This is a genomic window from Dyella telluris (genome assembly GCF_014297575.1).
Taxonomy (GTDB): domain Bacteria; phylum Pseudomonadota; class Gammaproteobacteria; order Xanthomonadales; family Rhodanobacteraceae; genus Dyella; species Dyella telluris.
On the sequence record NZ_CP060412.1, the window covers coordinates 4,817,633 to 4,843,414 of the forward strand.

Annotated in this window: 18 protein-coding genes; 7 read left to right on the top strand and 11 right to left on the bottom strand. The window is 63.0% G+C overall.

Features of this window, described 5'->3' with window-relative positions:
- Positions 1-8 precede the first annotated feature (8 nt).
- The 3 genes from H8F01_RS20945 to H8F01_RS20955 form a co-directional block, all read right to left on the bottom strand.
- Positions 9-1,400, bottom strand: a complete 1,392-nt coding sequence (locus H8F01_RS20945) for an FAD-containing oxidoreductase (protein WP_187056930.1) — start codon at positions 1,398-1,400, stop codon at positions 9-11.
- 115 nt (positions 1,401-1,515) lie between these two features.
- Complete coding sequence (locus H8F01_RS20950) at positions 1,516-1,848, bottom strand: BON domain-containing protein (protein WP_187056931.1); 333 nt, start codon at positions 1,846-1,848, stop codon at positions 1,516-1,518.
- Between the two features lie 122 nt (positions 1,849-1,970).
- Entirely contained in the window at positions 1,971-5,822 is a 3,852-nt protein-coding gene (locus H8F01_RS20955; protein WP_187056932.1) for an ATP-binding protein, read from the bottom strand.
- A 237-nt stretch (positions 5,823-6,059) separates the two neighbouring features.
- On the opposite strand from H8F01_RS20955, the gene H8F01_RS20960 reads away from it, so the two are divergent.
- Positions 6,060-6,698, top strand: coding sequence for a response regulator (locus H8F01_RS20960; protein ID WP_187056933.1), 639 nt, complete (start codon positions 6,060-6,062; stop codon positions 6,696-6,698).
- Between the two features lie 1,087 nt (positions 6,699-7,785).
- On the opposite strand, the gene H8F01_RS20965 is transcribed toward H8F01_RS20960, so the two are convergent.
- The 4 genes from H8F01_RS20965 to H8F01_RS20980 form a co-directional block, all read right to left on the bottom strand.
- Positions 7,786-10,650 carry a fimbria/pilus outer membrane usher protein gene (locus tag H8F01_RS20965; protein WP_338017290.1) on the bottom strand — a complete coding sequence of 955 codons (2,865 nt, stop codon included), beginning with the start codon at positions 10,648-10,650 and terminating at the stop codon, positions 7,786-7,788.
- Between the two features lie 131 nt (positions 10,651-10,781).
- Positions 10,782-11,516: a fimbrial biogenesis chaperone gene (locus H8F01_RS20970; protein ID WP_187056935.1), complete on the bottom strand. Its 735-nt coding sequence runs from the start codon at positions 11,514-11,516 to the stop codon at positions 10,782-10,784.
- 91 nt (positions 11,517-11,607) lie between these two features.
- Complete coding sequence (locus H8F01_RS20975; protein ID WP_187056936.1) at positions 11,608-12,207, bottom strand: fimbrial protein; 600 nt, start codon at positions 12,205-12,207, stop codon at positions 11,608-11,610.
- 464 nt (positions 12,208-12,671) lie between these two features.
- Positions 12,672-15,896 carry a GH92 family glycosyl hydrolase gene (locus H8F01_RS20980; protein ID WP_187056937.1) on the bottom strand — a complete coding sequence of 1,075 codons (3,225 nt, stop codon included), beginning with the start codon at positions 15,894-15,896 and terminating at the stop codon, positions 12,672-12,674.
- 486 nt (positions 15,897-16,382) lie between these two features.
- On the opposite strand from H8F01_RS20980, the gene H8F01_RS20985 reads away from it, so the two are divergent.
- The 4 genes from H8F01_RS20985 to H8F01_RS21000 all read left to right on the top strand — a co-directional run bounded on the left by H8F01_RS20985 (position 16,383) and on the right by H8F01_RS21000 (position 18,882).
- Complete coding sequence (locus H8F01_RS20985) at positions 16,383-16,811, top strand: DUF1330 domain-containing protein (RefSeq protein WP_187056938.1); 429 nt, start codon at positions 16,383-16,385, stop codon at positions 16,809-16,811.
- Complete coding sequence (locus H8F01_RS20990; RefSeq protein ID WP_187056939.1) at positions 16,808-17,170, top strand: DUF2239 family protein; 363 nt, start codon at positions 16,808-16,810, stop codon at positions 17,168-17,170. The genes H8F01_RS20985 and H8F01_RS20990 overlap by 4 nt, the downstream gene beginning before the upstream one ends.
- Positions 17,170-17,520 (top strand): GIY-YIG nuclease family protein, encoded by a 351-nt coding sequence (locus H8F01_RS20995; protein ID WP_187056940.1) that lies wholly within the window; start codon positions 17,170-17,172, stop codon positions 17,518-17,520. Before H8F01_RS20990 ends, H8F01_RS20995 begins: the two co-directional genes overlap by 1 nt.
- A 336-nt stretch (positions 17,521-17,856) precedes the next feature.
- A complete protein-coding gene (locus H8F01_RS21000; RefSeq protein ID WP_187056941.1) occupies positions 17,857-18,882 on the top strand; it encodes an aldo/keto reductase in 1,026 nt (341 codons plus the stop codon).
- 57 nt (positions 18,883-18,939) lie between these two features.
- On the opposite strand, the gene pgm is transcribed toward H8F01_RS21000, so the two are convergent.
- The 4 genes from pgm to H8F01_RS21020 form a co-directional block, all read right to left on the bottom strand.
- Positions 18,940-20,592, bottom strand: coding sequence for a phosphoglucomutase (alpha-D-glucose-1,6-bisphosphate-dependent) (pgm, locus tag H8F01_RS21005; RefSeq protein WP_187056942.1), 1,653 nt, complete (start codon positions 20,590-20,592; stop codon positions 18,940-18,942).
- 191 nt (positions 20,593-20,783) lie between these two features.
- Positions 20,784-21,047, bottom strand: coding sequence for a DksA/TraR family C4-type zinc finger protein (locus tag H8F01_RS21010; RefSeq protein ID WP_187056943.1), 264 nt, complete (start codon positions 21,045-21,047; stop codon positions 20,784-20,786).
- Between the two features lie 106 nt (positions 21,048-21,153).
- Positions 21,154-21,573, bottom strand: a complete 420-nt coding sequence (locus tag H8F01_RS21015) for a GNAT family N-acetyltransferase (protein WP_187056944.1) — start codon at positions 21,571-21,573, stop codon at positions 21,154-21,156.
- Positions 21,570-23,072, bottom strand: a complete 1,503-nt coding sequence (locus H8F01_RS21020; RefSeq protein ID WP_187056945.1) for an efflux transporter outer membrane subunit — start codon at positions 23,070-23,072, stop codon at positions 21,570-21,572. The genes H8F01_RS21015 and H8F01_RS21020 overlap by 4 nt, the downstream gene beginning before the upstream one ends.
- Positions 23,073-23,386: 314 nt before the next feature.
- Here H8F01_RS21020 and H8F01_RS21025 point away from each other — a divergent pair, with 314 nt between their 5' ends.
- Both H8F01_RS21025 and H8F01_RS21030 read left to right on the top strand, forming a co-directional pair.
- A complete protein-coding gene (locus tag H8F01_RS21025; protein WP_187056946.1) occupies positions 23,387-23,800 on the top strand; it encodes an OsmC family protein in 414 nt (137 codons plus the stop codon).
- A 319-nt stretch (positions 23,801-24,119) separates the two neighbouring features.
- Positions 24,120-25,781 carry an MASE1 domain-containing protein gene (locus H8F01_RS21030; protein ID WP_187056947.1) on the top strand — a complete coding sequence of 554 codons (1,662 nt, stop codon included), beginning with the start codon at positions 24,120-24,122 and terminating at the stop codon, positions 25,779-25,781.
- Position 25,782 lies beyond the last annotated feature (1 nt).

Genomic DNA, 25,782 nt, shown 5'->3' on the forward strand with positions numbered 1-25,782 from the left:
CGGGTGACTCAGCTTGCCCGGGCTGACACACGATGAAGATCCTGAAGGGTCGTCGGAAGCAGCTCGCTGACCGTCGGATGGATATGCACCGCATGGGCCACCGTGCGGTAAGGGGCATCGGCGTACATCACGTCCAACAGGCAATGGATGGCCTCGTCGCCGCTCGCACCAAGGATGGCGGCACCGAGCAGGCGCTCGCTCTGCGCGTCCACCACCACCTTCATGAACCCCTGCGTCTCGCCACGCTCAATGGCCCGGCCGACGCGCGCCATGGGCCGCACGCCCACCTGCACGTCGTAGCCACGCTGTAACGCCTCATGCTCGGTCAGGCCGATGCGCCCCAGCGGCGGGTCGATATACAGGGCATACGCCGGAATGCGGTCGGCAATCTTGCGCGGCTCACCATCCAGTACGTTGGCGGCAACGATCTCGTAGTCGTTGTACGAGGTATGGGTGAACCCTCCCCTGCCATTGCAATCGCCCATGGCCCAGATGCCTTCGATGCTGGCGCGGCATTGGTCGTCCACCACGATGTAACCGTGCTCATCGGTCTCGACACCCGCCTTGTCCAGGCCAAGATCGTCCGTATTGGGGCGACGACCGACGGCCAGCAGCAGGTCGGTACCGCGGATCTCCATGCGCGGATCGGCGCACCGGGCGATCACGCCGACATCGCCGGCCTTGCCCTGCAGCTCGATGCACTCAGCCCCCAGATGGAGTGCGATGCCTTCGCGCTCGAGTATCTCGACAATGGCCGCGGAAACATCCTCGTCTTCGCGCGGCAGCAGGCGATCGCTGCGCTCCACGATGGTGACCTCGGCACCGAACCGCCGGAACATCTGGCCGAATTCCAGCCCAATGTAGCTGCCTCCCACGATGATCAGATGGCGTGGCAGGGTTTTCAGATCCATCACGCCGACATTGGTGAGGTAAGGCACGCTATCGATGCCCGGAAACGCCGGCGTGGAGGCGCGCGCACCCACGTTCAGGAAGATCTGACCGGCCTCGATGACGTCATCGCCGATGCGCAAGGCGTGGGCCGACTCGAACCGGGCATGCCCTCGAATCAGGGTGACATTCGGCATGCCTGCCACCCAGCTCTCTACATTGGTGCGCGACCGTTCGGAAATACCCCGGGTGCGCTTCCATACACCTTCCATGTCGACGGCCACCTCACCGCCGGTCGATACGCCGTAGTCGCCGGAACGCCGAGCCATGTGCGCCACGTACGCGCTGGCCACCATCGACTTGGTCGGAATGCAACCGGTGTTGACGCAGGTGCCTCCCATCAGCTTGCGCTCGACCAGCGCCACGCTGCGGCCCGCCGCACTCAGCCGCTGTGCCAGCGACGGCCCAGCCTGCCCGGCACCGACAACAACTGCATCGAATCGTCTGCTCATCACCGCCGCCCGCCGCATGGAATGCGCAAGCGTTGCACCGGAGGGTGCAAGGAACCGTCAATGACCGGCCCGGCGGCACCGGATAGCAGGGCACGGCACGGCGAAGCAACGCAACTTATTGCTTCACATCGATCTCGTTGGTGACTTCCTTGACGCCGGCCATCTTGCGGACAAGGGCATCGATCTTCGATTTCTCCGCATCGCTCTTGACGGGCCCGCGCAAGACCACGGCGCCCTCCGCCACGATGACAACCACGTGGTGCGCGGCATCGGACAGGGACGCATCATTGGCGATGGCCTGACGCACCGCTGCCTGCAGCCGTGCGTCCTCCGAGCTGTGGACCTGCGATGCCGCCTGATGCGGAGGCGCCGACGACGGCGCCGCCTGGAACGCCATGGCCTGACCCATGGCCAGCCATACCCAACCCATGATCATCCAACGCTTCATGATCCAGCCTCGCGACACGAACGATGTCGTTCCTTCGGCCCATTAGTCGCTGTCAGGCGTGAATCACGCGTGCAATGAATCTTCGGAGGGCGGTAAGAAGGCACGGACACTGCCGCCGGAACTCAGAAACGCGCCTCCAGCTGCTCGACGAGGGCGCGAATCTGAACCAGCTGGTCAACGATGGCATCCCTGCGCTGGGACAGGGTTTCATGCTCGCTGGATTCCAGCGTTTTCGGATCGATCAAACGCAGTGAGCCCACCAGTCGATGAATGAGTTCACGCTGCGTCTCGACGTCGCCGGTGGCGATGGCTGCATCCAGCCGCGTGATATCGGCGTGCCCGGCATCCAGCAGCCCCTCAAGCAGGCCCTTCAGCTGGGCCTCGGAACCGATCACACCCGCCAGATAGGCCAGCTGATCCTGACCTGACGACGGCCCGCCGGCATCTTCACCGGCCTGTAGTCCCGAGATCTTCTGGCGCAGCTCGTCCAGCTGCACGGGCTTGGCCAGGAAGTCGTCCATGCCGGCCTTGCGGCATTTCTCCACCTGCTCAGGCAAGGCGCTGGCCGACAGCGCAATGATGGGCAGGTGCGCTTGGGTGGCCACTTCCGATTCGCGAATGCGCTGGGTCAACGCGTAGCCATCCAATACCGGCATGTGGCAGTCGGTGATGAGCACGTCGTAATGGCCGGCCGCCAGTGCCTCCCATGCCTGCTGTCCATCCTCGACCACCGTATGGTCATAACCGAGCAGATCCAGCTGCCGCTCGATCACCACCCGGTTGATGGGGTGATCCTCTGCCACCAGCACGCGCACATGGCGTGCGCTGTCCGGTGACGCCACCGGCTTCGCCGGACGTTGCGGCTGCAGGCCGAGTACCAGGCGACAGGCGTCCACGCTCGAACGCCAGAGCAGCGGGCTGCCACACAACATGACTTTGCCATCCTCGACATAGAAACCTCGGGGATCGGTTTCCGGCAGCACATGGATGGCCGGCACCCCCGGCACGGCCACGCCCTGCTCGATCAGGAGTGCATCGGCGATATAGATATCCGCATCAACCCCCGTGAACTCCGCCACATCCTCGGGATCGACCTCCATGGTGCCCATCCCCATGGCAGAAAGCGTATTGGCCAGCTCGCGCTCCAGCATGCCGTCACGCGTACACACCAGGGCGCGCTTGCCGGCAAGATCGGGAATGGCTGTTGCGTTCTGCAGCACCGGCAAGGTCACCTCGAAAACCGCTTGCGTGCCACCACCGGCCTCGCTGCTGAGGCGGACGTCGCCGCCCATCATGTGCGCAAGCCGGCGGCAGATGCTCAGCCCCAGCCCGGTACCGCCGAAGCGGCGTGTGGTGGATGCTTCAGCCTGCGTAAAGGGCTGGAACAGGCGATTGAGCTGGTCGGTCGAAATACCGATGCCCGTATCCGTCACGCCAAAGCGCAGCCGCTGACCGCCGTCCACCGTACCCACCACGTCCACGCGAAGCTCCACATGGCCCACCGAGGTGAACTTCAGTGCATTGCTCAGCAGGTTGTTGATGATCTGTCGTATGCGATTGGCATCGCCCCGGTATTCGGACGCCAGGCGCCAGTCCAGCACCAGGTAGATGTGTATGTCCTTCTGCTGGGCGCGGGCTATAAAGGTACCCATGGCGCCATCGGCCAGCTTGCGCAGGTCGAACGGCCGTGGCTCCAGCTCGAGCTTCTCTGCCTCGATGCGCGAGAAATCCAGGATGTCATCGAGGATCTGCAGCAAAGCCAGGGCCGAATCCTGCACCATCCCAACCATGTGCGACTGCTCGGGGTTGAGGGGCGTTTTCGACAGCAGCTCGATCAGGCCAAGCACGCCGGCCATGGGCGTGCGAATTTCGTGGCTCATCATGGCCAGGAAGGCGCTCTTGGCGGCCACGGCGGCTTCGGCCGTGGCCTTGGCCTCCACCAGCGCCCGCTCCTGCTCCTTCAGCAGGGTGACGTCCGCGCAATAGACGCTCCAGAAATAGCCCCCGCCACCGGTGGGCTTGAGCTCGCCACCCAGGGTGCGGATCCAGCGAGTGACACCATCCACGACCACGCGAAACTCGACAACCTCTGCATGGTGCGAGCGCGATGCACGCACCACCATGGCCCGCACTGCGTCCCGGTCTTGCTGCTGTGCAGTGTCCAGCGGACTGGCCGCGCCGGACAGGATGTCCGCGTGCGACATGCCGAACAGCGCGCGTGTCGGGCCGCTGACGTACTCGCACGTATATCGTTCGGACGCATCGATATGCAGCCGCATCACCACGCCCGGCAGATTCTCGTTGGTATCGACCAGCCGCTGCTCCGACGCGCGCGCGCGGGCTTCGGCGACGCGCATGCGCTTGTAGGCAAAACCGATGACGGCGACCACGGAGGCACTGATCGCCAGGCCGAGCAATACCCAGCCCCAGGGGGCGCCATAGTTGTAGTCGGCGCGCAGCCAATGGCTGCGCATGGCCTGGCGCTGGCTGTCCTTCAGGTTGCCAATCACATTGTCGATCAGGCCAGCCAGCCGTGCCTTGTCACGGCTGATACCCATGGTGAAATCCTGATCCAGCCCTGCTGGCGCCACCACATGCAATGAGGCCGCATAACGGTCGCGTATAAGCGCATCGATGGCCGGCAAGGTACCGATGTAGGCGTCGACTTGACCATCGGACAGCCGCTTGAGTCCTTCCTCGTTGCTGACCACCGGCACCAGGTCGGTACGCGGCAGCAACATCTTCAGGCTGCTGATGAGCCCGGCCTCTTCGCGTACCGCCACCCTCCTTCCACGCAGATCTTCCGGGCCGGCGATGGCCGGTCCGCCAAGGCGTGACACGATCACTTCGGGGAAACGTTCGTAGGCGCGGGTAAACGCCATGCTGGACGGGTCGTAATCCGCCGGCATGGCGGCAGCCACCAGGTCGACTTCCTTCGCTGCCACTCGTCGCTGAAGTTCATCCAGGTCGCGGGCGGGCACGAACTCCAGCCGCAGCCCGAGCTCACTCTTGATCAGCGAAAGATAGTCGCTGGACAGGCCGTCGAGCGCGCCATCCTTGTCCATGAAACTGTAGGGGTAACGATCTGCCTCATAACCCACGCGCAACGTGCCGAGTTGGGCAAGCCAGCGACGATCGTCCTCGGTGAGGCTACGCCCATGGGCAATAGGTGATGACAAGTCCGCACTGTAGCCCCAGCGTGCCTTCAGATCGGAGAGTTCGTCGTCGCTGATCGATGCCTCCGCCTTACGCAGGATGGCCGCGAGCATGGCCTGGTCGCGCGGCACCGCCAGCGACGCCTTAAGGGTGCCCATGTCCGGCAGACGGGCCAGGATGCTCAGGTCGTCACGTTCACGTTCGGCCAGCAGCCAGCGGGTTCGACCAGGGGTACCGATGAACGCATCGGCCTGCCCCTGCGCGACCATGTCCAGCGCCTGCCGCGCGTCGTCGGCATACACCATGGTGGCGTCGGGAAACCGCTGTTTGATCCGCTGATTGAAATATTTGCCGAAGCGCTCGGTAGCTATGCGTGCGTGCGCCAGGCTGCTCTCGTCGAGAATCTGCAGGTCGCCCTTGCGCGCCGCCATGACGAAGCCCGATTCCACGTAAGGCTTTAGGTACTCAAACCGGCTGTTTCGCCCGTACGGCTGGGCCACCAGCAGGTCGAACGGGACGGGTTTGTCCACGTCGTCGAAAGCTACGTAATCCCATTCGGTAAAGGGACGAAACTGCAAGCGCAGCCCCACCCGGCTGGCCAGTCGTTTCGCATAGTCCACGCCAAAACCATCCGGGGCGCCAGCCACCCAGGCTTCCAGCGGAAAGTGATTCCCGGCATACACGCCCACCTGTATCACCGGATGAGCCGCGATCCACGCGGATTCCTGCGGCGACAGTTCAACCCCGGCCGTCGATGCGGCGCGTGCGCCAGACACCAGCAAGAACAACACGACCAGCGCAGTCAGCCAGGTTCGCACCTTGCGCGACCGCACACCGACGCTTGGTCGATGCCAGGAATCCTGCAGATTGGCACTGGCCACCGGCCGCCTGCGATGCATAAACGCCCCGGACTTCTCTGAACTGAGATATCAGAATAAGTGTCGTATGCGAGACCCATCCATGAGATTTATCCGAATTGCCCTTGGCGACCGTCGCCGCAGACATCGGGATGGCTATTCTTGCCATCTACTTCCAGATCACCCTTTTCGCCTGCCATGTCCATTCGAGCCTTTCTCGCCGACGATCACCCCATCGTGCGCGCCAGCGTCAGCATGGAGATCAGCCGCATGAGTGATGTCCATGTTGTTGGTGAAGCTTCCACTGCCGACGAACTCATCACGTTCATCCGCACCGGTGCATGCGACCTTCTGGTCACGGACTTCAACATGCCAGGCAACATCGATGAAGACGGACTGGCCATGCTCGACGCCATCCGGCGACTGCAGCCCACGCTTCCGGTGATCGTATTGACCATGCTCACCAATTCCGCCCTGCTTCGCGCCATCCACGAACGCGGCATTGCAGGCATCGTGATCAAATCCGATGGCATGAGCGAGCTTGCCTCCGCCCTGCGGGCTGTCGTGGCTGGCGACATCTACGTTAGCGCAAATGCCCGGGCCCTGTTCCAGACTGCCACCCGGCGGGATGCCGCGGCACCAGGCATGGCCCTGACCGATCGCGAAGCCGAGGTCCTGCGCCTGTTCGCCTCTGGCCGTACGGTTTCCGAAATTGCCGTCCAGCGTGGGCGCAGCGTAAAAACCATCAGCCACCAGAAGATCAGCGCCATGAACAAGCTCGGGTTGCGCAACGACCCAGAGCTTTACACGTATGCGCACGAACATGGACTGTGCTGATTACCTAAGTACATCCGCTTAGGTAGCTGAGCATACGTTGACTGGCCGCCATAAGGCGGCCTTCTTCTTTTGGATAGCTCATGGCCAAAAGATGGCGACAGATTCTACAGCCCCGACTACACCTCACACGGGACAGCCATATGTACCAGCAACCAATCAGTTGAATCCATACAAGCCTTATCCTCTACATCGAAAGGTAGACTATGAATCAATCGACACTCAAATAAGAAGCCGCCTGTGCGGCCTCCTATTTTGCGGACTAACGGGCACTGGTAGATAACCAACCAATGGGCATCGGTAAAGCCCCCCCTGTTACCTAGCGAAGATCGTACCGTTCTGCTGCTGGCAAACATTTAGTGTTGCGCTGATCATCTGGCCAGTGGTGGTATCCACAAGACCAGCGGCAGTGATGAAAGACCCGCCGGGCGGCGTGGACGGGAGACACCCAAAGTTCGCATTGTATTCGTCGTGCTTCCCGATGTAGATGTTTGTTCCTTTCCAATTCACGCTCATGGGACGCCCAGCATAAGTTGCCGTGCAATTCCCTCCCCATCCATCGTCGCACTCCAGCTTCATGCTCTGGATCCCGACTGTGTCAACAGTCGACTGCGACTTCGCAAATACTGGGCTGCTTATCGAAGGACAGACTTGGACTGTCACCCCCGCCTTCTTGCCGGTAGTCAGATCTACGGGACCAGAAGCAGTGATGAACGATCCACCGTTTGGCGCGGTAACACAAGAGAAATTCATGGCTGAAAACCGAGATGCAGCTATATCCATATTTACGTTTACTCCCTCCCACGTAGACGCCAATGGCGCCCCGTCATACGTCGCCTGGCAATTTCCCCCAACGGCGCTCTGGCACGAGAGTTCTATGCTTTGGGGACCCGCCTGTGCAGAAGTCGGGAATGACACAACGGATAACGTCAAGGCTAACAACGACAGACCCACTACTTCACCCTTCATAGTTCAATCCTTTCCTTTGATGTTCTTCAAACTCAATTGATGACATACAGCGGGATTGCGGAGATCGGCAAGGCTTAGAGAAATTAATCTCGCGATGAGGCCTCCTCGGCATCTAGCCTATTCAGTGGCACATCACATTGGTTACATCGAGAATTGACACCTGCCCCTTGGACCGGGCGGGCAGCTGATAATTGACCCGGCACTGCTCGTGATCTGAGTCTCCCCAGTGCACGGTGAGCACACCGCCTTCTTCCGCTCCGCGCACGAACATCTGTCCACCCTGGCCAACGGTGCCCACACTGTTGCCGTTGGCGTCGATCACCTCCGCACCGAACGGAAGCACCTCCCCGTTGGGCTGCGTGGCACGAATCAGTGCCGCGCGGCCCGATACGGTATTGAACTTCAACGGCACAACGGCGCCGGCGCGTGGCGCCGTCTGAAGACGCGTAGTCTGAAGCTCCACGTCCATCGACGTACTGGTGGGATCCAGCGTCACGTCGTTCATGCGGTAAGGCATGAGGCTGGTGGCTACCGCATAGCCTCGACCGTCGATCTTGGTTTGCCCGCTGCTGGAAACGCGGGCGCCCTTGGCATCGGGAGCCTCAATAATGGCAATGGGACTGTTGAGGTCGATCTGCGGGGCCAGCGTGACGCCGCCACCGTGTACGACGACGCCACCCGAAGCACCCACCGACCCCTGCTGGTAGTGGCTGGAGTACGAATAGCCCGCATTGAGGTTTCCATAAGCGGCCTGCCAACCCATGTTGCCGCTGGCGGTGGTGCTGCTATTGCTGTTGCCGGTATCGGCGTAGTTGACGTTGGCGTTGTAGTTGTACTGGCTGCGATCACCGAACGTGCCATTGATACCCACACGATCGTTGTTGCCCATGGTGTCATCGTGCTGCAGGGCAGCCGACAGCATGGGCGCGTTCTTGGACGAGGGACCACCAAGCGGTATGGAGATATTGAGGCCGAACTGGTTGTCGTAGCGCCCACCGCGAAACACGGGGCTGGAGGTGTAGGTACGACTGGCGGTCAGGCCGTAGTTCACGCGGCGATAGGTATTGCTATAGCCCAACTGGTAAGTGGTGGCATCGGGCATGCCGTTCCAGTAGGTATTGCGCGAGCCGTTGAAATAGAGCTGGCCGTACTTGCCGCCGAAATCCTGGTTGAGCGTCACCTGGATGCGCTGTCTGGAGCGAAGCACCGTGGGTGCTGCCCAGTCGACACTATGCATGGAGGTCAGCTGGTCCTGCGTCTGGACAGCATCGCTCAACGTCAGGAACTTGCTGTTGGAGTAGCGATACGAGGCCACCGCAAGCGTGGTGCCTGAGGTTGGAATCGCCTTGGAGTACGACAGGCGCGCGCTGTACCCCGACAACGAGTTGTCGGCACCCTTGAAGGTGGTATGCGAATTGGTGACGTCGAGCGCGAACGCACCCACCGGCGTGTTGACCGCCGCACCGCCAAGGTAGGAGTGGTACAGATCGCGATAGGTGGATTGCACGCCGGCATACAGCGTCAGCCAGTTGGTGATGCCGCGCTGGTAGGTACCTTCCACGAAGTACGGCTTGCCGTTCTGTAGCGTGGTGTCACGCACCTGGCCGTCGGTGATGGCCCAGCGACTGACGCCCGGGCGCAGCAGCATGGGGACAGCCGAGTACGGCACGGAGAAGGTATGGGTAGAGCCATCTGCCTCGAATACCGTGACGTTGAGGTCGCCGCCGTAGCCCGTCGAATACAGGTCATTGATGACGAACGGACCGGGAGCCACCGTAGTCTCGTACAGCAGGTTGCCGTTCTGCCGAACCTCCACGCGGGCCTGCGTGTTTGCCACGCCGCGCACCACTGGCGCAAAGCCCTGCTGCGAATCGGGCAACATGCGATCGTCGCTGTAGACGGTGGCACCACGGAATGGCGTGGTATCGAACACGATGCCCTGTGTATAGCTGTCGCCCACGGTGAACTGGGCTTTCCACTTCGTAATGTCGTGGGTCGCCGTAGTATTGAAGTTGTGCCAGGTGGTGCGACCGGTCTTCTGGTCCCATTGCCCCGTCTCCACGCTACGGACACGCCACCCCGCCACATTCAGGCCAAGATTGAGACCCAGATACGCATTGATGTCGTTGTAGCGGTAGCCGGTACTGCTCGCGGGCGAATAGCTACCGATCTGCACGGGTACATAGGCACCCGTGTTGCTCAGCATGTAGTTGCCGGTACTGCTCGGCACGTAGACGCCACCCGGCCCCTGCGTATAGTACGTACCGCTCTGCACCTGGACGGGCGTACCGTCCGTGCTGATCGCATTGCCGCCGCTCGCCCGGGGCCCGCTGTAGCTCTGGTTGACGGAGTAGGCGTTGAAGTTGTAGCCCAGCAGGAAGGCCGCTTCGCCCTGATCCCACAACTCCGGACTGACGTAGCCGCGCGCTCGCTTGAGCAGGGACGCCTGCGGAATGGACACATCCAGGCGAAGCTCGCCCATGTCCATCGTTACGGTGGCTTCCGGACTGACATCACTCATGGAAATGCAGGGGTTCTGCGGATTGACGACGGTCGCGTCGAGCTTGCCGACATCAACCCCCATTGTCACCAGATCGGCATAGTGGAAGCATGGCTGTGCGTTCTTCAGGCCATCGACGGCGCGGAACTGGACGTTCTGGCGCGAGATCCGCCCCTCGTTGACATAGATGTCGACGTTGTAGCTTCCCGGCAGAACGGTGACGCCGTTTTCGAAGCGTGACACGTCGACGGTCGACTTGCCCGTCCCGATAAACGCCTCGCTGAACTGCACAGAGCCGGGTTCTGCACTTGCCGGCTCGAGGGCCGCGGCACTGGCCGGCTCAATGCCTGCAGCCGCAGCAAATGCAAACCCCGGAACCATGCCCAGGGCACCGAGCACCGACCATGCAAGCAGCCGGGGACGAAAAGTCTCGTGCGGACATTCCCTTCCCTGCGAAGTCGAACGATTGTGCCTCAGCATGACCATGTTCTTCCCTGCGGTGCGTTTTTTGGGCAAATGCTGCTCGTCCAGGCGCCAAAGGCAGCCTGGTCAGGTGAGCAACTTGAATGAATGTGCAGCGAACAAGGCCTGTCGGGACGGCCTTGACGCGCCCTAAATCAGCGGGTGTAACTCACGTCGTGTTCGTTGAAGCCGCCGTAGTCGTTGATCACCGTAACCACCAGCTTGTTGCTGGCGTCCGGGGCACCGGTGACAGGTGTGGTCGCTTTGCCCATGGCTGGACACATGCCGCCCTTGCTTACCGACTGCACCGGCGCCGAGCCTTTGAAGGTCACGTCGCTGAAAGACACGTTGAACGGCGTGTTATTGGTGCACTCCACCAAATAGCCTTTCGCGTCCTGCAAGATATGCCAGCTTGCCTGGTCGGCAGCACTATCCGGACTACCCTGAAGGCCCTTCGGCCGATAGAAGAGCTTCATGCGCGAACGCACGGCAAGCTGCATGTAGTTTTCCGCGTGATCCGAGCCGGCTTTTGGTTTGGGAGGAATCTCCAGAACATTCAGCCAGAACACTGTCTCGCGATCCTGCGGCAGCTCTGCACCAGTAAACATGATGCGCAATGTCTGTCCTTTGCCAGGATCCACTCGCGCCATTGGCGGCGTGATCAGGAACGGGGCCTTGCTGGTATCCGGCCTGGTGCTGGCATCACCCTCGTCAACCCATGCCTGGATAAGACGGGTTTCCTTGCCGTCATTGACCATGCTGAGGGATACCTCACGCTGATCGGCGGGATACACCACGCGGGTGCCATTGATGGTGATGCCGGCATGCACTGCGCCAGCACCAGCGACTGACAATGCAACGGCGAAGAGGGTACTGCCAAAGACTTTCATGTTGCTGCTCACTTGGCTAAGGGCACAAAGGCGATTACGACAAGGCAGGGCCGGATAGTCCGGCCCTGCCGCCGAAGGCCTGAGCAGGCGATCAGTTGTACTGCATGGAGTACGTCATGACCGTACTGACCGTACCAGCGCCCACCGTGCCCCCCTTTGCCAGGTAGCGGCCAACGTAGTTCAGCGTGGCCGTATTGCCGGCAATGGTGGCGGCCGGCTGGTTGTTGGCGGCAATCACAGTAGCGCCATTCGTGACAGCTGCATTGACGGCCAGATTGATCGCCTTGTTATTCGCCGGATTGACCATCTGTACTTCCACATTCGTCGCGGATCCATTGATGTTCTTGAGAGCACCGGTACTTGCATCGAGTGCCGGTGTGGAGGCGGTCTCCACCCACAGAGCAGCCGTCTTGCCGTCTGTGCACTTCGTGCCACCACCAAGAATCAGGGAGAAGGCCGTCTCGCCGGCGGTCGCACCGTCAGACGGGAATGCGGATGTGCTGACGGTCGGCAGAGTCACCGTGATGTTGCCGGTACCAGTGGCAGCACCACCACCGGTGATGGTGCAACTGGTATCAGTAATGGTGCCGTTGAAGGTGATGGTGCCATCTGCGGCGGAAGCGTGCTGCGGAGCCAGCGCGACGAGACCGAAGGTCGCGGCGAGAACCGCGGAAAGAACGCTCTTCTTCATGACGTAGTCCTTTGACTTGAATGTGTCTGCCTTCCAGGGATCGGCTGGAACTTTGGTGTGCGCGCCTCGTGATCCAGAGTCCCTTTGCAGGAGAGGCGGCAAGCCGTGCAGGTCATCCCGCATCGACTGGTACATGATCACGAACTGAACACCGCCAGAGATATCGGGAAAATCCGACAAGTTCGTCGTCAAGGAAGACAAGTTTTGTCAGTACAAACGTTCCAGCGCCACCGTATTGACTGCAAAGTCGAGAAAGGACCGTCGAGGCAGGAAAATTCGTACGAAACACCAGAGCGTTCTGGCAAAAAAAATGCGGGCACGGGAACGAAAAAGGCCTTGAAGGAAAATCCTTCAAGGCCTCGATGTTCACTGAGTTAATGAAGCGCCGATCATGCGCTCCCCAGGTCACCTGACCATCACGCGATGGAAAAGCCATCGCGCAACGACCAGTCAGAAACGGCGCATCACGGCTGCCCCAGCCACTCCACCTCGGACAACGCGACACCCTTCGAAGCACCGGCACCTTCTGCACGCCACCGGTAATGGGCGTAGCTTCCCGGGTGTGCCACCGCAAACGCGCGGGTCTGTCGGCGCCAGGGGAAGGCCTCGTCATGCCGTGTATCGAGCGCCACCCAGTGCACGCCATCGCTTGAACCCTCGAACGTCCACGCCTTGGGATCGTGCCCCGCCTGTGCCGACGAGGTGAGCGTATACAGGGCCACCTGTTTGGGCTGCTTCAGATCCAGCTGCACCGTCGCCTCGGAACCACGCAAGGTCGCCTCGGTATCGGAGGTGTTGTCGCTAAGTGCACGGCCAGCGGCAGCATCGCCGGGAACCTTTACCTGAGCGCCATCGCTATCGGCGAAGTCACGCAAGGGTGCGGGCGCGGCATTCCCGGTGGTGATCGAAGGCAGTCTTGCCTCACCTTCGGCGCTGCCCCATGCGGACGGCTTCTCGCCCATGCGGAAATCGAGCACGGCGCCGTTGGCGAGATCGGCGTGGGCCAGCCAGCTCCGGTCGTACGCCTTGCCATTGAGCGTCACGCCCTGGATGTAGCGGTTGCGATCGCTCACTTCCGGTGCGCGGATGTCGATGGTCTTGCCGTTCTCCAGATGGATGATCATGTGCGGAAAGTACGGCGCGCCGATGGCGTATGTAGGCGTACCCATGCGCAGCGGATAGAAACCGGCGGCACTGAATACCCACCACGCGGACATCTCGCCGTTGTCTTCGTCGCCCGGGTAGCCCTGCCCGATTTCACTGCCCACGTAGAGACGCGACAAGGCATCGCGCACCTTGTCCTGCGTCTTCCACGGCTGGCCGGCCAGGTCGTACATGTAGAGGATGTGGTGGGACGGCTGGTTGCTGTGGCCGTACTGGCCCATGCGTACGTCACGCGCCTCGAGCATTTCGTGAATGATGCCGCCGTAGGCACCCACGTTGAATGCCGTGCCGGCACCGAAGAACGCATCAAGCTTCTTCGCCAGCCCTTCGGTGCCGCCGTAGAGATTGGCCAAGCCCTGCCCGTCATGCACGCCGTCGAAGCTCATGTTCCATGCATTGGTCTCGGTGTAGTCACCGCCCCAGGCTTTCGGATCGAACTGCGCCGCATCGATGCGCCACGAGCCATCGGGCTTGCGGCCGATGAAGAAGCCCGCGTCCGCATTGAACAGGTTGGTGTAGCCCAGCGAACGGCTGCGGAAGTACCGGGCGTCGTCTGCGTAGTGGGCGGCATAAGGGTCGCCCGCTTCATGATCGCCAGCCAGCGTCTGCGCCAGCTCGCTGATGCCGAAGTCGTTGAGGTAACCGGCCATGGACCACGACAGGCCTTCGTCGGTGCTGTTGTCGACGTAACCGTGGAACACCGAACGCTCGATGCCCTTGCGCCCGGCACCCGGCACATCGCTGACCACGGTCGCATCCTTCAGGGCCGCCTGGTAGAACGAGCGCACGTCGAAGTTGCGGATGCCTTTGTTCCAGGCATCGGCAAACGCAACATCCGAACTGGTGCCCACCATCAGGTCGGCATAGCCCGGTGAAGACCATCGCGCGATCCAGCCGCCATCGCGGTACTGCTGCACGAAGCCGTCGATCATCTCGCCCGCCTGCTTTGGCGTCAGCAAGGCATACGCCGGCCAGGCGGTGCGGTAGGTGTCCCACAGGCCGTTGTTCACGTAGGGCTTGCCGGCAAGCACGCGCGCGCCGGTCTGCGTGGGTGTGCTGGCGCCGGTTGCCGCCGAGAACGGGCTGGCATAGCGATAGTCGGGATGCTCAGCCGTGCCGACGTTCTCGTACGCCTCGTTCGGATACAGGAACAGGCGATAGAGGTTGGAGTACAGCGTGACCTTGTCGCGGGCGCTGGCACCGGGAATCTCGATACGACCCAGCAACTGGTTCCACTGCTGCGCTGCCCGCTTCTGCACGCTGTCGAAGGTGTCGTCGCTGCTGATCTCCTGCGCCAGATTGCGCTTGGCCTGTTCCAGGCTGATCAGCGAGGTGGCCATGCGCATGGTCACGGTCTTGTCGGCGTGCGTATCGAAACCGAACCAGGCGGCGACGTTGTCACGCCCCTGCCCTGTCAGGCGTCCGCTTTCGGTAACGGGTCGATCGAACGTGGCATAGAAGAACAGGCGCGTCGCGCCGGTCGAAAGGTGGCTGGCTACATCGGAATAGCCACTGATGCTGCCGTGCGCCGCGTCCAGCTCGACGCCGCCCTTGTCGTTGCGGTTGTCGAACACCAGCTGCGAGCGGTCACCCTTGAAGGTAAAGCGCATCATCGCGGCATGGTCGGTCGGCGTCATGGCCGTGGTGATGCCGTTGTCGAAGGTGACCTGATACAGGTCGGCACGCGCGATTTCGTGGTCGTGCGTAAATGGCAGCGAGCGCGCATCGCGATCCAGCGACGGCGCGCCGGTGGCCGCGGCGGCCGGCATCACCTGGAACGTCTGGCGGTCACCCATCCACGGGCTGGGTTCGTGGCTCAGCGCAAACGCCTGGATGCGCGGGTGGTTATCCGCGCCGTTGCGATCCTGGTACTGATAAATCCAGTCGGAGCCGGCCTGCGTGGTCGGCGTCCAGAAATTGAAGCCATGCGGCAGCGCGACCGCCGGAAAGTTGTTGCCACGCGAAAAGTGCGCGTTGGCATTGCTGCCGCGGCGCGTGTCGACATAGGTGTTCGGCGCGGCGTCTGCGCTGGCCTGCGCGACATCGGCAAGACGCAGGTCATCGATATAGCCGTGGAAGGCTTCGGCGCCCTTGGGCGCGTCCTCGACCAGTTCGATGGCCGCCACCGTCTTGCCATGGGCTACCGCGCCCACGTCGATATCCAGGGCATTCCACTGGTTGTCGTGCAGCACGCGCGAATCGCCCTGTGCGGCTGCGCTGGCGAGCACACGGTGCTGGTCCATGGCCTTGAGCGAAGAAAGCCGCGTGCCGTCGGTGAACAGCAGATCCACGGCCACATACTGCGCATTGCCGCTCGCCTTGCCGGAGGCATCGGCGGGAAGCACCACGTAGGAGAGACGCGTGGATGCCGTGACCGGCTGCTTCAGCCGATAGAGCGTGGCGCGGCGCTCGCGCTGCTCACTCACGGCATCGGCGTCATAACGAAGGGTACGGACGCCGGTAAAACCGACGCCCGGCCGGGAGGTGAGGGATTCCTCCTTGCCGGGGCCGGGTACCACGCTCATTCGCCAGCCCGGGAGGCTGGCCGATACCGGTTGGGCATCTCCCGTCTCGAAGGACGTGGAAAAACCCTGATTCGGGACTGCTGCCTGCGCCCATGACGCCAGGCCTAGCGACAAGCTGCTCGCCAACAACAACGAACCTGCGTACCACCCCTGTCCTGCTGACGAGCAACGTCCCATGTACTTTCTCCCCGGGCGACCGCGGAGCGGTCTATTTGTAGCAATTGGATCGATCTAATTCAACCATCCAAAAAAACCCGCCGACCGAATCCGGAATCCGGATGCGCCGCAACGGGGCCTGCACCGGACTGTAGCGTGCCTCCATGCCGGGATGCTTGCTGCGGCGCAAAACCAGCGCCCGGGCTGTGACGGGCGACAACCCAGCGCCAGGCGCCCTTGGTTTTACCCGGATCTTATTGACCGTCGTAAATATACCCGGGTATATTTCGCGCCCACCGGCGCCCGTGCCGGCCCTGAGGAACTGCCCGCATGGAACTGAAATCCCCCTGCCTGGAACCCACCGAAGCGGCGGGTCGCGCCTTTGTCATGCGCGGCATGACCGGCAACGTCGTGATGCTCAATCTGCTGCGCTTCCGTGAGATCGCCGACTACTCGGCAACGCCCGAACTGTCGCCGCCATCGCCCATCTCCGGTGAAGCAGCCTTTCACCGCTATATCGCGCACACGCTGCCCTTCCTGCGCGCATCGGGAGGAAGCGTGGACTTCCTCGGCAGCGGCGGGCCCTTTCTCATCGGCCCTGCCGATGAACGCTGGGACATGGCCATGCTGGTCAGGCAACGCAGCGTTGAATCGTTCCTGGGCTTCGCCACGCACCCGGCCTATCTGGCGGGCATCGGGCATCGCACGGCGGCGCTTGAGGATTCACGACTGCTACCGCTCACGGAGTTGCCGCAATGACCCACGCACGAATAACACCACACGACGAACGAAACGTCCGCCTGCTTCGCCGTCACTGGCAATGGCTTGAGGCACAGCCGCGAGGTGTGGATGCCACGTTGCGCCGGATGGTGGACATGGCGCGCAAAGATGCCGATGGCCGCTACCGCGCCGAACGCGCCAGGGAAACCTGTTACCTGGCGATGCGCGACCTGGCTGGCGATCGCCCGCGCTTCGAAGAAGCCGTGCGCGCCCTGTTCGCGAACGACATCGCGCGATGCCATCGCGAGATCGCCGCGTGGCCACTGCCCGAGCGCACCCGCATTATCGAACTGATGGATGTCATCGACGCCGATGACACCACCGCAGGAGAAGCGTGATGGATCGCGCCAGGCGCAAGAAACTCGTGCAGGCCTACAAACTGGCGCTGCCACCGATGGGCATCTTTGCCATTCGCAATCTGGTCACGGGCAGGATGCTGATCGACCAGAGCAACCACGTTACGGGAACCCTCAACCGCCATCGCACCGAGCTGAAACTGGGTACGCATCGCAACCGGGCCCTGATGGACGACTGGCGCATGCATGGCGAAACCGCCTTTGCCTTCGAGGTGCTGGAAACCATCGACGAACGGCCCGAGCCCGACTTCGACTACCGGGGCGAGCTGGAACGAAGGCTGGCGATATGGCGCACGCAACTACCCACCGGGTCGCCCGCCTCCTATCTTTGATATGGCGCCGCCACAAAAAACCTCAGCCCCAGCCCGTCATTCCGGCGAAGGCCGGAATCCAGTGCACGGGTGCGCGGTTTTCGTGATGAAGTTGATCAGCGCTTCGCGAAAGCCTAGCGATATCGCCTCTGGATTCTGGCCTGCGCCGGAATGACGAGCTGAGGGAACGGCAAGTCCCGCATGCCGCTCCGGGCATTCCCGGGCCGGCGCAAACACACCGTCCTTGCACGCGCTGCGCGACCATGCCGCCCTCGCGTTTGCCTCGCCCGACATAGTTCCGTATCGTTGAACTAAGGAACATACCCTTCTCCCCCAACCTACGCAAAGAGGTTCCCCATGGAATATCGGCATTTGGGCGCATCGGGTTTCAAGGTGCCCGTACTCAGCTTTGGCACGGGCACGTTTGGCGGCAAGGGCGAGTTCTTCGGCGCCTGGGGCAATACCGATGTCGCCGAAGCCAAGCGGCTGGTGGATATCTGTCTCGACGCCGGGCTCACCATGTTCGACAGCGCGGACATCTATTCCAACGGCGTGGCCGAATCGGTGCTGGGCGAAGCCATCAAGGGGCGCCGCGACCGCGTGCTCATTTCCACCAAGGCGACGTTCCGCTTTGGCGATGACCCGAACGACGTAGGCTCCTCGCGCTTTCATCTGCTGAAGTCGTGCGATGCCGCGCTCAAGCGCCTGGGCACCGACTACATCGACCTGTTCCAGCTGCACGGCTTCGACGCCAGAACGCCGGTGGAAGAAACGCTGTCCACCCTCGATGACCTGGTGCGCGCGGGCAAGATCCGCTACGTGGGCGTGTCCAACTTCTCCGGCTGGCACCTGATGAAGTCGCTCGCCGTCGCCGACCGCTACGGCTATCCGCGTTACGTGGCCAACCAGACCTACTACTCGCTGATCGGTCGCGACTATGAGTGGGAACTGATGCCGCTGGGCATCGACCAGGGCGTGGGCGCCGTGGTGTGGAGCCCGCTCGGCTGGGGCCGACTCACCGGCAAGATCCGTCGCGGCCAACCCCTGCCCGCCACCAGCCGCCTGCACAAGACCGGCGACATGGGCCCGCAGGTCAACGACGACTATCTCTATCGCGTGGTGGATGCACTGGACGACATCGCCGCGGAGACAGGCAAGACGGTGCCGCAGGTGGCGCTGAACTGGCTGCTGCAGCGTCCGACGGTGTCGACCGTAGTGATCGGCGCACGCAACGAGGAACAGCTGACGCAGAACCTCGGTGCCGTCGGCTGGGATCTCACCAAGGAACAGGTCGCCAGGCTCGATGCGGCCAGCGCGGTCACGCCAGCCTATCCGTACTGGCACCAGCAGGGTTTCCAGGAACGCAACCCGTCGCCGGTGTAACCGCACAAAAAAAGGGCGCCACCTCGGGCGCCCTTTTTCTTTTGCAGCTAGCGGCGATCAGCCAGCGTTGAGCGCCTGATCCACCATCGCCTGCGCTTCTTCCAGCAATTGCTGAAGATGCGCCTCGTCCTTGAAGCTCTCGGCGTAGATCTTGTAGATGTCCTCGGTGCCCGACGGCCGCGCGGCAAACCAGCCATTGGCCGACGCCACCTTGATGCCTCCGATGGGCGCGCCATTGCCCGGTGCGCGATCCAGCACGGCCTCGATCTTCTCGCCGGCCAGCTGCGTGCTCTTCACCTGGTCCGGCGACAGCTTGGACAGCTTCGCTTTCTGCTCGGTGTTCGCCGGCGCATCGACGCGCTCGGACAGCGGTCGGCCCAGCTCGCTGGTCATCTGGCGATACAGCTCGCCCGGATCCTTGTCCATGCGCGCGGTGATTTCGGCGGACATCAGCGCGGAGGCGATACCGTCCTTGTCGGTGCTCCACACGCCACCATCGCGACGCAGGAACGAGGCGCCTGCGCTCTCCTCGCCACCGAAACCCAGCGAGCCGTCGAACAGGCCATCAACAAACCACTTGAAGCCCACCGGCACTTCATAGAGCCGACGCCCCAGTCGCTTGGCGACGCGATCGAGCAGCGCCGTGCTCACCAGCGTCTTGCCGACGCCGGCATCGCTGCGCCACTGCGGGCGATGACGGAACAGGTAATCCACCAGCACCGACAGGTAGTGGTTGGGCAGCAACAGGCCCGTGCTGCGCGTGACGATGCCATGGCGGTCATGGTCGGTATCGCAGGCGAAGGCAACGTCGTAGCTGTCCTTCAGGCCAATCAGGCGTTGCATGGCGTACGAGGACGAAGGATCCATGCGGATCTTGCCGTCCCAGTCCACGCTCATGAAACGGAACGTGTGATCCACCTCGTCGCTCACCACGGTGAGGTCAATGCCATAGCGGTCGGCAATCGGCGCCCAGTAGTGCACGCCCGAGCCACCGAGCGGATCGACACCCAGATGCACGCCACTGGCGCGCACGGCATCGAAGTCGATCACGTTGGCGAGATCGGATACATACGCATCCAGAAAATCGTGCTCATGCGTGGTCGACGCACGCAGCGCCTCGGCGAGCGGCACGCGGCGCACCTCGCGCAGGCCGCCTTCGATCAGGGCATTCGCGCGCTTCTGCACCCAGCCGGTGATGTCGGTATCCGCCGGGCCGCCGTTGGGCGGGTTGTACTTGAAGCCACCGCCATCGGGCGGATTGTGCGAGGGCGTCACCACGATGCCGTCGGCCAGCCCCGTCGCGCGACCACGGTTGTAAGTGAGGATGGCGTGCGAGATGGCGGGCGTGGGCGTGTACTCGCCGCCCTTGGACACCATGGTTTCCACGCCGTTGGCGGCGAGCACTTCCAGCGCACTTTCCAGTGCGGGCTGTGACAGCGCATGGGTGTCGATGCCAATGAACAACGGACCGTCAATGCCCTTGCTGGCGCGGTACTCGCAAATGGCCTGGGTGATGGCCAACACGTGCCACTCGTTGAAGCTGCGCTCCAGCGAACCGCCACGGTGTCCCGACGTGCCGAACGCCACGCGCTGCGCGGGTACGCCCACATCCGGGCGCAGGTCGACATACGCGTCGCGCAGCCTCGCCACGTCCACCAGCTGGGCCTCGGGAGCCAGCTTGCCGGCCAGCGGGCTGAGACGGGCGCTCATCGACCCACCTCGCGGCAGGTGGGGACAGCGGGCTTGCGCGAGCGGTAGCTGGGGGTCATGCGACGGCACATCCTGAGTCGACGAAAGACAAATATTGACCCTCGCCGCGCGTGCGCGTGTCAATACCGCCACCGCCACGGCGCGCCGCCATCGTTCATATGAAGCATTGCTACCAGCGGGCCAGCACGGACTCAGCGCAACTGACTGTCCTTGCTGCCGCGACGGTTGTAGCCACTGAAGGCGGCTTCTTCGTCCAGCGTGGTCTGGCAACTCACGCAAAGGCGCACGCCGGGCACGGCCTGGCGTCGCGCCTCCGGAATCGGAGCGTCGCACTCCTCACAATGGCTCAGCCCCGGCCCCTTCTGCAGCCGGCTGCGGGCGCGCTTCACCGCGTCGTCCACGGTCGCGTCGATCTGGTCCTGTACGGCGCCGTCGCCGGCCCAACCCGTTGCCATGACTGCCACCTCCTGAAACCCATGCGTGGCCCGGATCACCGGACCAAGCCATAAATGTAGGGCCTCAAAGGATTTTTTCCAGCCCGTGGCAGCACGGGTGGCAGTATCAGAAGCGCTTGAGAAGGAAGTAACGCGCACCACCCACGGGGTGATCCGGGATTTCGCCGAAAGCGGTATAGCCCAGCTTCTCGTAGAAACCCCGGGCCTGGAAGGCAAATGTATCGAGCCAGGCACCCACGCAACCCCGCTCCCGGGCCATGGCTTCCGCGCGATGCATGAGCGCGGTACCAACGTCCTGCCCGCGCATGGACTCCGGCACGGCCAGCAGATCCACATGCAGCCAATCGAGCGCCGTTTCGCCCCACAGGCCGCCGACGACCTGGTCATGCTCGTCGTGCAGCGCAATCACCAGCGGCTGGACGTCGAGCGTTGGTACCTTGCTGAGGTTGTAGGCGATCAACGGGGCGGCAATGGCCTTGCGATCGGCGGCACCGGGCTCGTCGACCGGCTGCAACCGGTAAGTCATGGACGCGCGGCGTCCGCATGGCCCGATGCCTGCGGCGCCGCTGCGGCTGCCTCATTCATCTGGGCAACGTCGTTGCTGCCGTCAAAGCCACCGCCCAGCGCCTCGATCAGGCGGATGGAAATGTCGTTCTGCTGGCTCTCCAGCAATGCCAGGCGCTGCTGCGCCGTGAGAAGCTGCTGGCGGCTGGTGAGCGGCGTGAGCGGGCCCTTCAGGCCACCCTGATACGCCTTGAGCGCGTCGTCCCAGCTCTTCTGCGCATCGTCCATCGAGCGCTTCTCCAGCACGATCTGCTGGCGCACCGAGGCCAGCGCAGACACCTGGTCGGAAACCTCGTTCAGCGAGCTGATCAGCAGGCCGTTGTATCGCGCCACCATCGCGTCGTACTCGGCGTCCGCCACAGCGAGGTGCGCGCGACGACGGCCACCATCGAACAACGGCAGGCTCAGCGCCGGGCCAAACGCGTACTGGCGCGCCTGCATGGACAACACATTGGTGCTGGCGCCCACCGCGATCAGTCCCGCCATGGCCGACACGCTGATATTGGGCAGGAAATCCTTCTTGGCAGCCTTCACGTCCTTGTTGGCAGCCTCGATCTCCCAGCGCGCCGCCACCAGGTCGGCACGACGACCCAGCAGATCCACCGGCAGCTTGTCGGGAAGCACCGCCGGGCCCAGGTCGGTCAGGTGCGGACGCTCGATGGCAAGGCCGCGATCCGGCCCCTGCCCCAGCAGCACCGACAGGCTGCTGCGCGCAGCGTCGATGGCGCGATCGGCGGCCACCTTCTGCTGTTCCGCACCGGCCACCTGCGAATCGGCGAAATGTTCCTGCTGCGGCGTGCCAAGGCCGCCCTTGACCAGCTTGCGCGTGACGTCGAGCGTGCGGTTGGCGCGCTCGAACTCGGCGTCAGCCACGTCCTTGGCCGCGAAGGCATAGCTGAGCTGCACATAGGCACGTGCCACGTTCACCGACAGCTCGATGCGCGCAGCATGGGCCTCGATCTCCGCTGCACGGCTGCGACCCAGTGCGCCCTCCCACGCAGCGCGCTTGCCGCCCCACAAATCGAGATCCCACGAGAAATCCGCGGTAAGCGACTTGCTCCAGGCGAACTTGCCCAGCACGTACTCGGGGTAGATCGGGTTCTTCTTGGAAAGATAGGCGCCGGTCATGGCCGCATCGAAGTTCGCCTGCGGCTTGCGCGCGGAATTGACGCCGTCCGCAATGGCCTGCGCCTGGCGCGCACGCGCCTGCGCCTGGTCAAGGCTGGGGTTGTTCTTCAGCGCCTCGTCGATCAAAGCGGTCAGCTGCGGATCGCCGTAGCTCACCCACCAGTCCTGCGCAGGCCACGCCGTGGGGCTGAGCTGCACATCGGCAAGGCTGCGCTCGGACTTCAGGCTGCCGGGATCGGTCAGGGTGCCGGTGGTGTGCAAGCCACGACTGGTGGCGCAGCCGGCAAGAACAAGACTGAATGCAATGGCGGCGGGAAGAGCAAAGGAACGCATGACGGATATCCGGAGAGAAGACACGAGGCATACACCATCGCTACGCGACCCATCGATCCGACGATGAGCCGGCACGAAAATCATGCGACAAGCGGCGGCGCGCACCTATATGCCGATTATATCGCCGCGTCTCAAGGGCGCGCAGCGCATGCGGGGCCAAAAAACGTGCCATCCGGCTTCTACTTTTGTCCAATTGCCAGACCTGCCATCGACGCCGCGCGCACTTGGCACAGGTGCCCGCGGCACTTACCCTCGACGGTTATCCGCGCCATCGCAGCGCGCGTCATCGCCTCACACGCAAGGAGCCCGGACACATGTCCAAAGTATCTTCCGCCAGCATCGTCTCGACGGACGGCAACTATCTTCATCACATCGAAGCGGGCCACTACAAGCTCGACACCGACGAACCGGTGAAGCTGGGTGGCAAGGGTGCGGGCCCGGCGCCGTTCGACTACTACCTCGCCTCGCTCGCCGCATGTACCGCCATCACCCTGCGCATGTATGCCGAGCGCAAAGGCTGGGATCTCGGCGAGTTTCGTGCGGAACTGCAGCTTGATCGTGACGATGACGGACGCCTGCATGTGATGCGCACGCTGCATGCCACGGGCCCGCTCACCGACGAACAATGGAACCGTTTGCTGGAGATCGTAGCCAACACGCCGGTGACCAAGGCCATGCGTGAAGGCGTGGAAATCAGCAGTCGGCGCGGTGATACAGCGACTACCTGAAGCGCCAGACTGCCCACCAGCGCACGGCACGCGTCGCAAGTATTTGCTTCAGTACGCAATGCGACGCCTTTCACCGGAACGTCACCGGTTTTTATGCGAGAGTCGCCGCGGTGTAAGCAAGGCCGCGCCTGTTTTCAGGCTTGACGGGGGCGCAGTCCAATCGTTGGTCCGAGGTGCAAGAACGCCCGGAGATGCACTGGCAGGTACGCCGATGCCCAATGGAATTCGGGGACGGCGACGCATGACGTCGCCCAGCCGCCCGCACAACCTCGGGCCCACGTGAGCCCGGGGAGCCAAGACACACATGGGGAAGAACACAATGGGGGAAGTTTTCGCGCTGCGCGCCCTGGGCCGCCACGTTGCTGTTTGCGTGGGGTACGCCCTTTGCTACGCACTGCTGCGCGACATTTCCGTTTCGCACTGGAACCTGCCGGCTGGATTGCGCGTTGCCTGCCTGTTGCTGCTTCCGTATCGGTACTGGCCGGCGCTGCTCCTGGGTGAACTGATCCCCGTGAGCCATCACGCATGGTCCCATATGGACGATTTCGGCTGGCGCTGGTCCGCGCTGGCAGCGCTGCCGCCCATGCTGCCGGTCATGGCCGTGGTCGCCTGGGTGCGGCGTCACGCGCGCCTGCTGCAGGATCGACAGCAGGTCAACATGCCGATGTTGCTCGGCGTGATCTTTGCCGGTGCACTCGTTACCGCCTTCGACGATGTGATGGTGGTGACAGCGGCGACGCTGCCGACGGGCATGGCCGCGCCGCTGCTCGACGCACAGGTGGCCTTCGGCTACTTCCTGGGCAATTACCTGGGCGCACTGGCGATCGCACCGTCGGCCATCGCCATCTACATGTGGCAGACCGGCCGGGTGCCTGCCGCCCTGGAAGCCCCCTTGTGGCGCAGCCGGCTTGCCAAGGACATGCTGGTCGGCGTACTGACGCCCCTGCTGGTGTTGATGGTGCTGGTGTTCAGCAGCCAGGGCGATGGCATGCAGGTGTTTCGCATCGCCATGTTCCTGCCCGTGGTGTGGCTGACCCTGCGTCATGGCTGGCAGGGCGCCGCTTTGGGCGGCACGCTGGCGAGTATCGCCGTCACGCTGACCTCGTCGATGGTGCGCGATCCGGCGGTGATCCAGGCGCAGGCACTCATCGCCTTTGCCATCACCACACTGCTGATGCTCGGCTCGCGCATCGCGCAACAGGCCCAAGTCAACCAGAATAACCATGTCGACGCCCTGCGCGGATTCCAGCTGGCCCAGCAAGGCCTGTACCTGGAGGAGCTGCGGCTGCGGCAGGCCGCCGATGCGCTCGAACATCTTGGCCACAACATCCGTGACAACCACAACCGCCTGCTGGACCGTCTTCGACATGTGCTGCCTTCGAACGAAGAGCGCTCTTATTCCAAACAGGTAGCACTGGCCCAGCACGAAATGCACCGCCTGGCCAATGCACTCTATCCGCGCGGATGGCGTGAGCGCGGCGTGCCCGCCACGTTGCGCGAAGGCCCCTTTGCGCAGGCCATCCACATGGCGGGCGCCACCTACGATTGCGAGCTTTCGGGCCGCGGCCTGAGCCAGCTCGCGCCCGACGTTCACATGGCGCTGTACCGCCTTGCCTGCGAAGTGCTGGTGCACGTACTTTCGCGCGGGCCCATGCAGCACATCCAGCTGCAGCTGCGCGGCGGCAACACCAAGGGGCGACGCTGGGTAGTGATGCGACTGATGGGCAGCCGCGCCACCACGCACACCCCGATGCACGACATCGGGCGTGGCGAGCCGGCGGACAGTGAAGCCTGGAAGCAGGCCATGACCCTGCTCGGCGCCAGTGGCCTGGGCATTTCGTCGATTCGCGATCGCACGCACATTTACGGCGGTGACGTGCATCTGCGCGAAGTCGAACAGACGGTCAGCGTCACCCTGTTGCTGCACGACTCGCTGCGCAGCTCGGTGCCTCACCGGGGCACGCCAGGCGCACCCCGGTGAA

Bases quoted from the DNA above. Each gene is read 5' to 3' on its own strand.
- H8F01_RS20950 (WP_187056931.1), bottom strand. From the start codon at position 1,848: ATGAAGCGTTGGATGATCATGGGTTGGGTATGGCTGGCCATGGGTCAG.
- H8F01_RS21015 (WP_187056944.1), bottom strand. From the start codon at position 21,573: ATGACTTACCGGTTGCAGCCGGTCGACGAGCCCGGTGCCGCCGATCGC.
- H8F01_RS20985 (WP_187056938.1), top strand. From the start codon at position 16,383: ATGGAACTGAAATCCCCCTGCCTGGAACCCACCGAAGCGGCGGGTCGC.
- H8F01_RS20990 (WP_187056939.1), top strand. From the start codon at position 16,808: ATGACCCACGCACGAATAACACCACACGACGAACGAAACGTCCGCCTG.
- H8F01_RS21030 (WP_187056947.1), top strand. From the start codon at position 24,120: ATGGGGGAAGTTTTCGCGCTGCGCGCCCTGGGCCGCCACGTTGCTGTT.
- H8F01_RS20970 (WP_187056935.1), bottom strand. From the start codon at position 11,516: ATGAAAGTCTTTGGCAGTACCCTCTTCGCCGTTGCATTGTCAGTCGCT.
- H8F01_RS21010 (WP_187056943.1), bottom strand. From the start codon at position 21,047: ATGGCAACGGGTTGGGCCGGCGACGGCGCCGTACAGGACCAGATCGAC.
- H8F01_RS21025 (WP_187056946.1), top strand. From the start codon at position 23,387: ATGTCCAAAGTATCTTCCGCCAGCATCGTCTCGACGGACGGCAACTAT.
- H8F01_RS20945 (WP_187056930.1), bottom strand. From the start codon at position 1,400: ATGAGCAGACGATTCGATGCAGTTGTTGTCGGTGCCGGGCAGGCTGGG.
- H8F01_RS20980 (WP_187056937.1), bottom strand. From the start codon at position 15,896: ATGAGCGTGGTACCCGGCCCCGGCAAGGAGGAATCCCTCACCTCCCGG.
- H8F01_RS21000 (WP_187056941.1), top strand. From the start codon at position 17,857: ATGGAATATCGGCATTTGGGCGCATCGGGTTTCAAGGTGCCCGTACTC.
- H8F01_RS20960 (WP_187056933.1), top strand. From the start codon at position 6,060: ATGTCCATTCGAGCCTTTCTCGCCGACGATCACCCCATCGTGCGCGCC.
- H8F01_RS21020 (WP_187056945.1), bottom strand. From the start codon at position 23,072: ATGCGTTCCTTTGCTCTTCCCGCCGCCATTGCATTCAGTCTTGTTCTT.
- H8F01_RS20995 (WP_187056940.1), top strand. From the start codon at position 17,170: ATGGATCGCGCCAGGCGCAAGAAACTCGTGCAGGCCTACAAACTGGCG.
- H8F01_RS20965 (WP_338017290.1), bottom strand. From the start codon at position 10,650: ATGGTCATGCTGAGGCACAATCGTTCGACTTCGCAGGGAAGGGAATGT.
- pgm (WP_187056942.1), bottom strand. From the start codon at position 20,592: ATGAGCGCCCGTCTCAGCCCGCTGGCCGGCAAGCTGGCTCCCGAGGCC.
- H8F01_RS20975 (WP_187056936.1), bottom strand. From the start codon at position 12,207: ATGAAGAAGAGCGTTCTTTCCGCGGTTCTCGCCGCGACCTTCGGTCTC.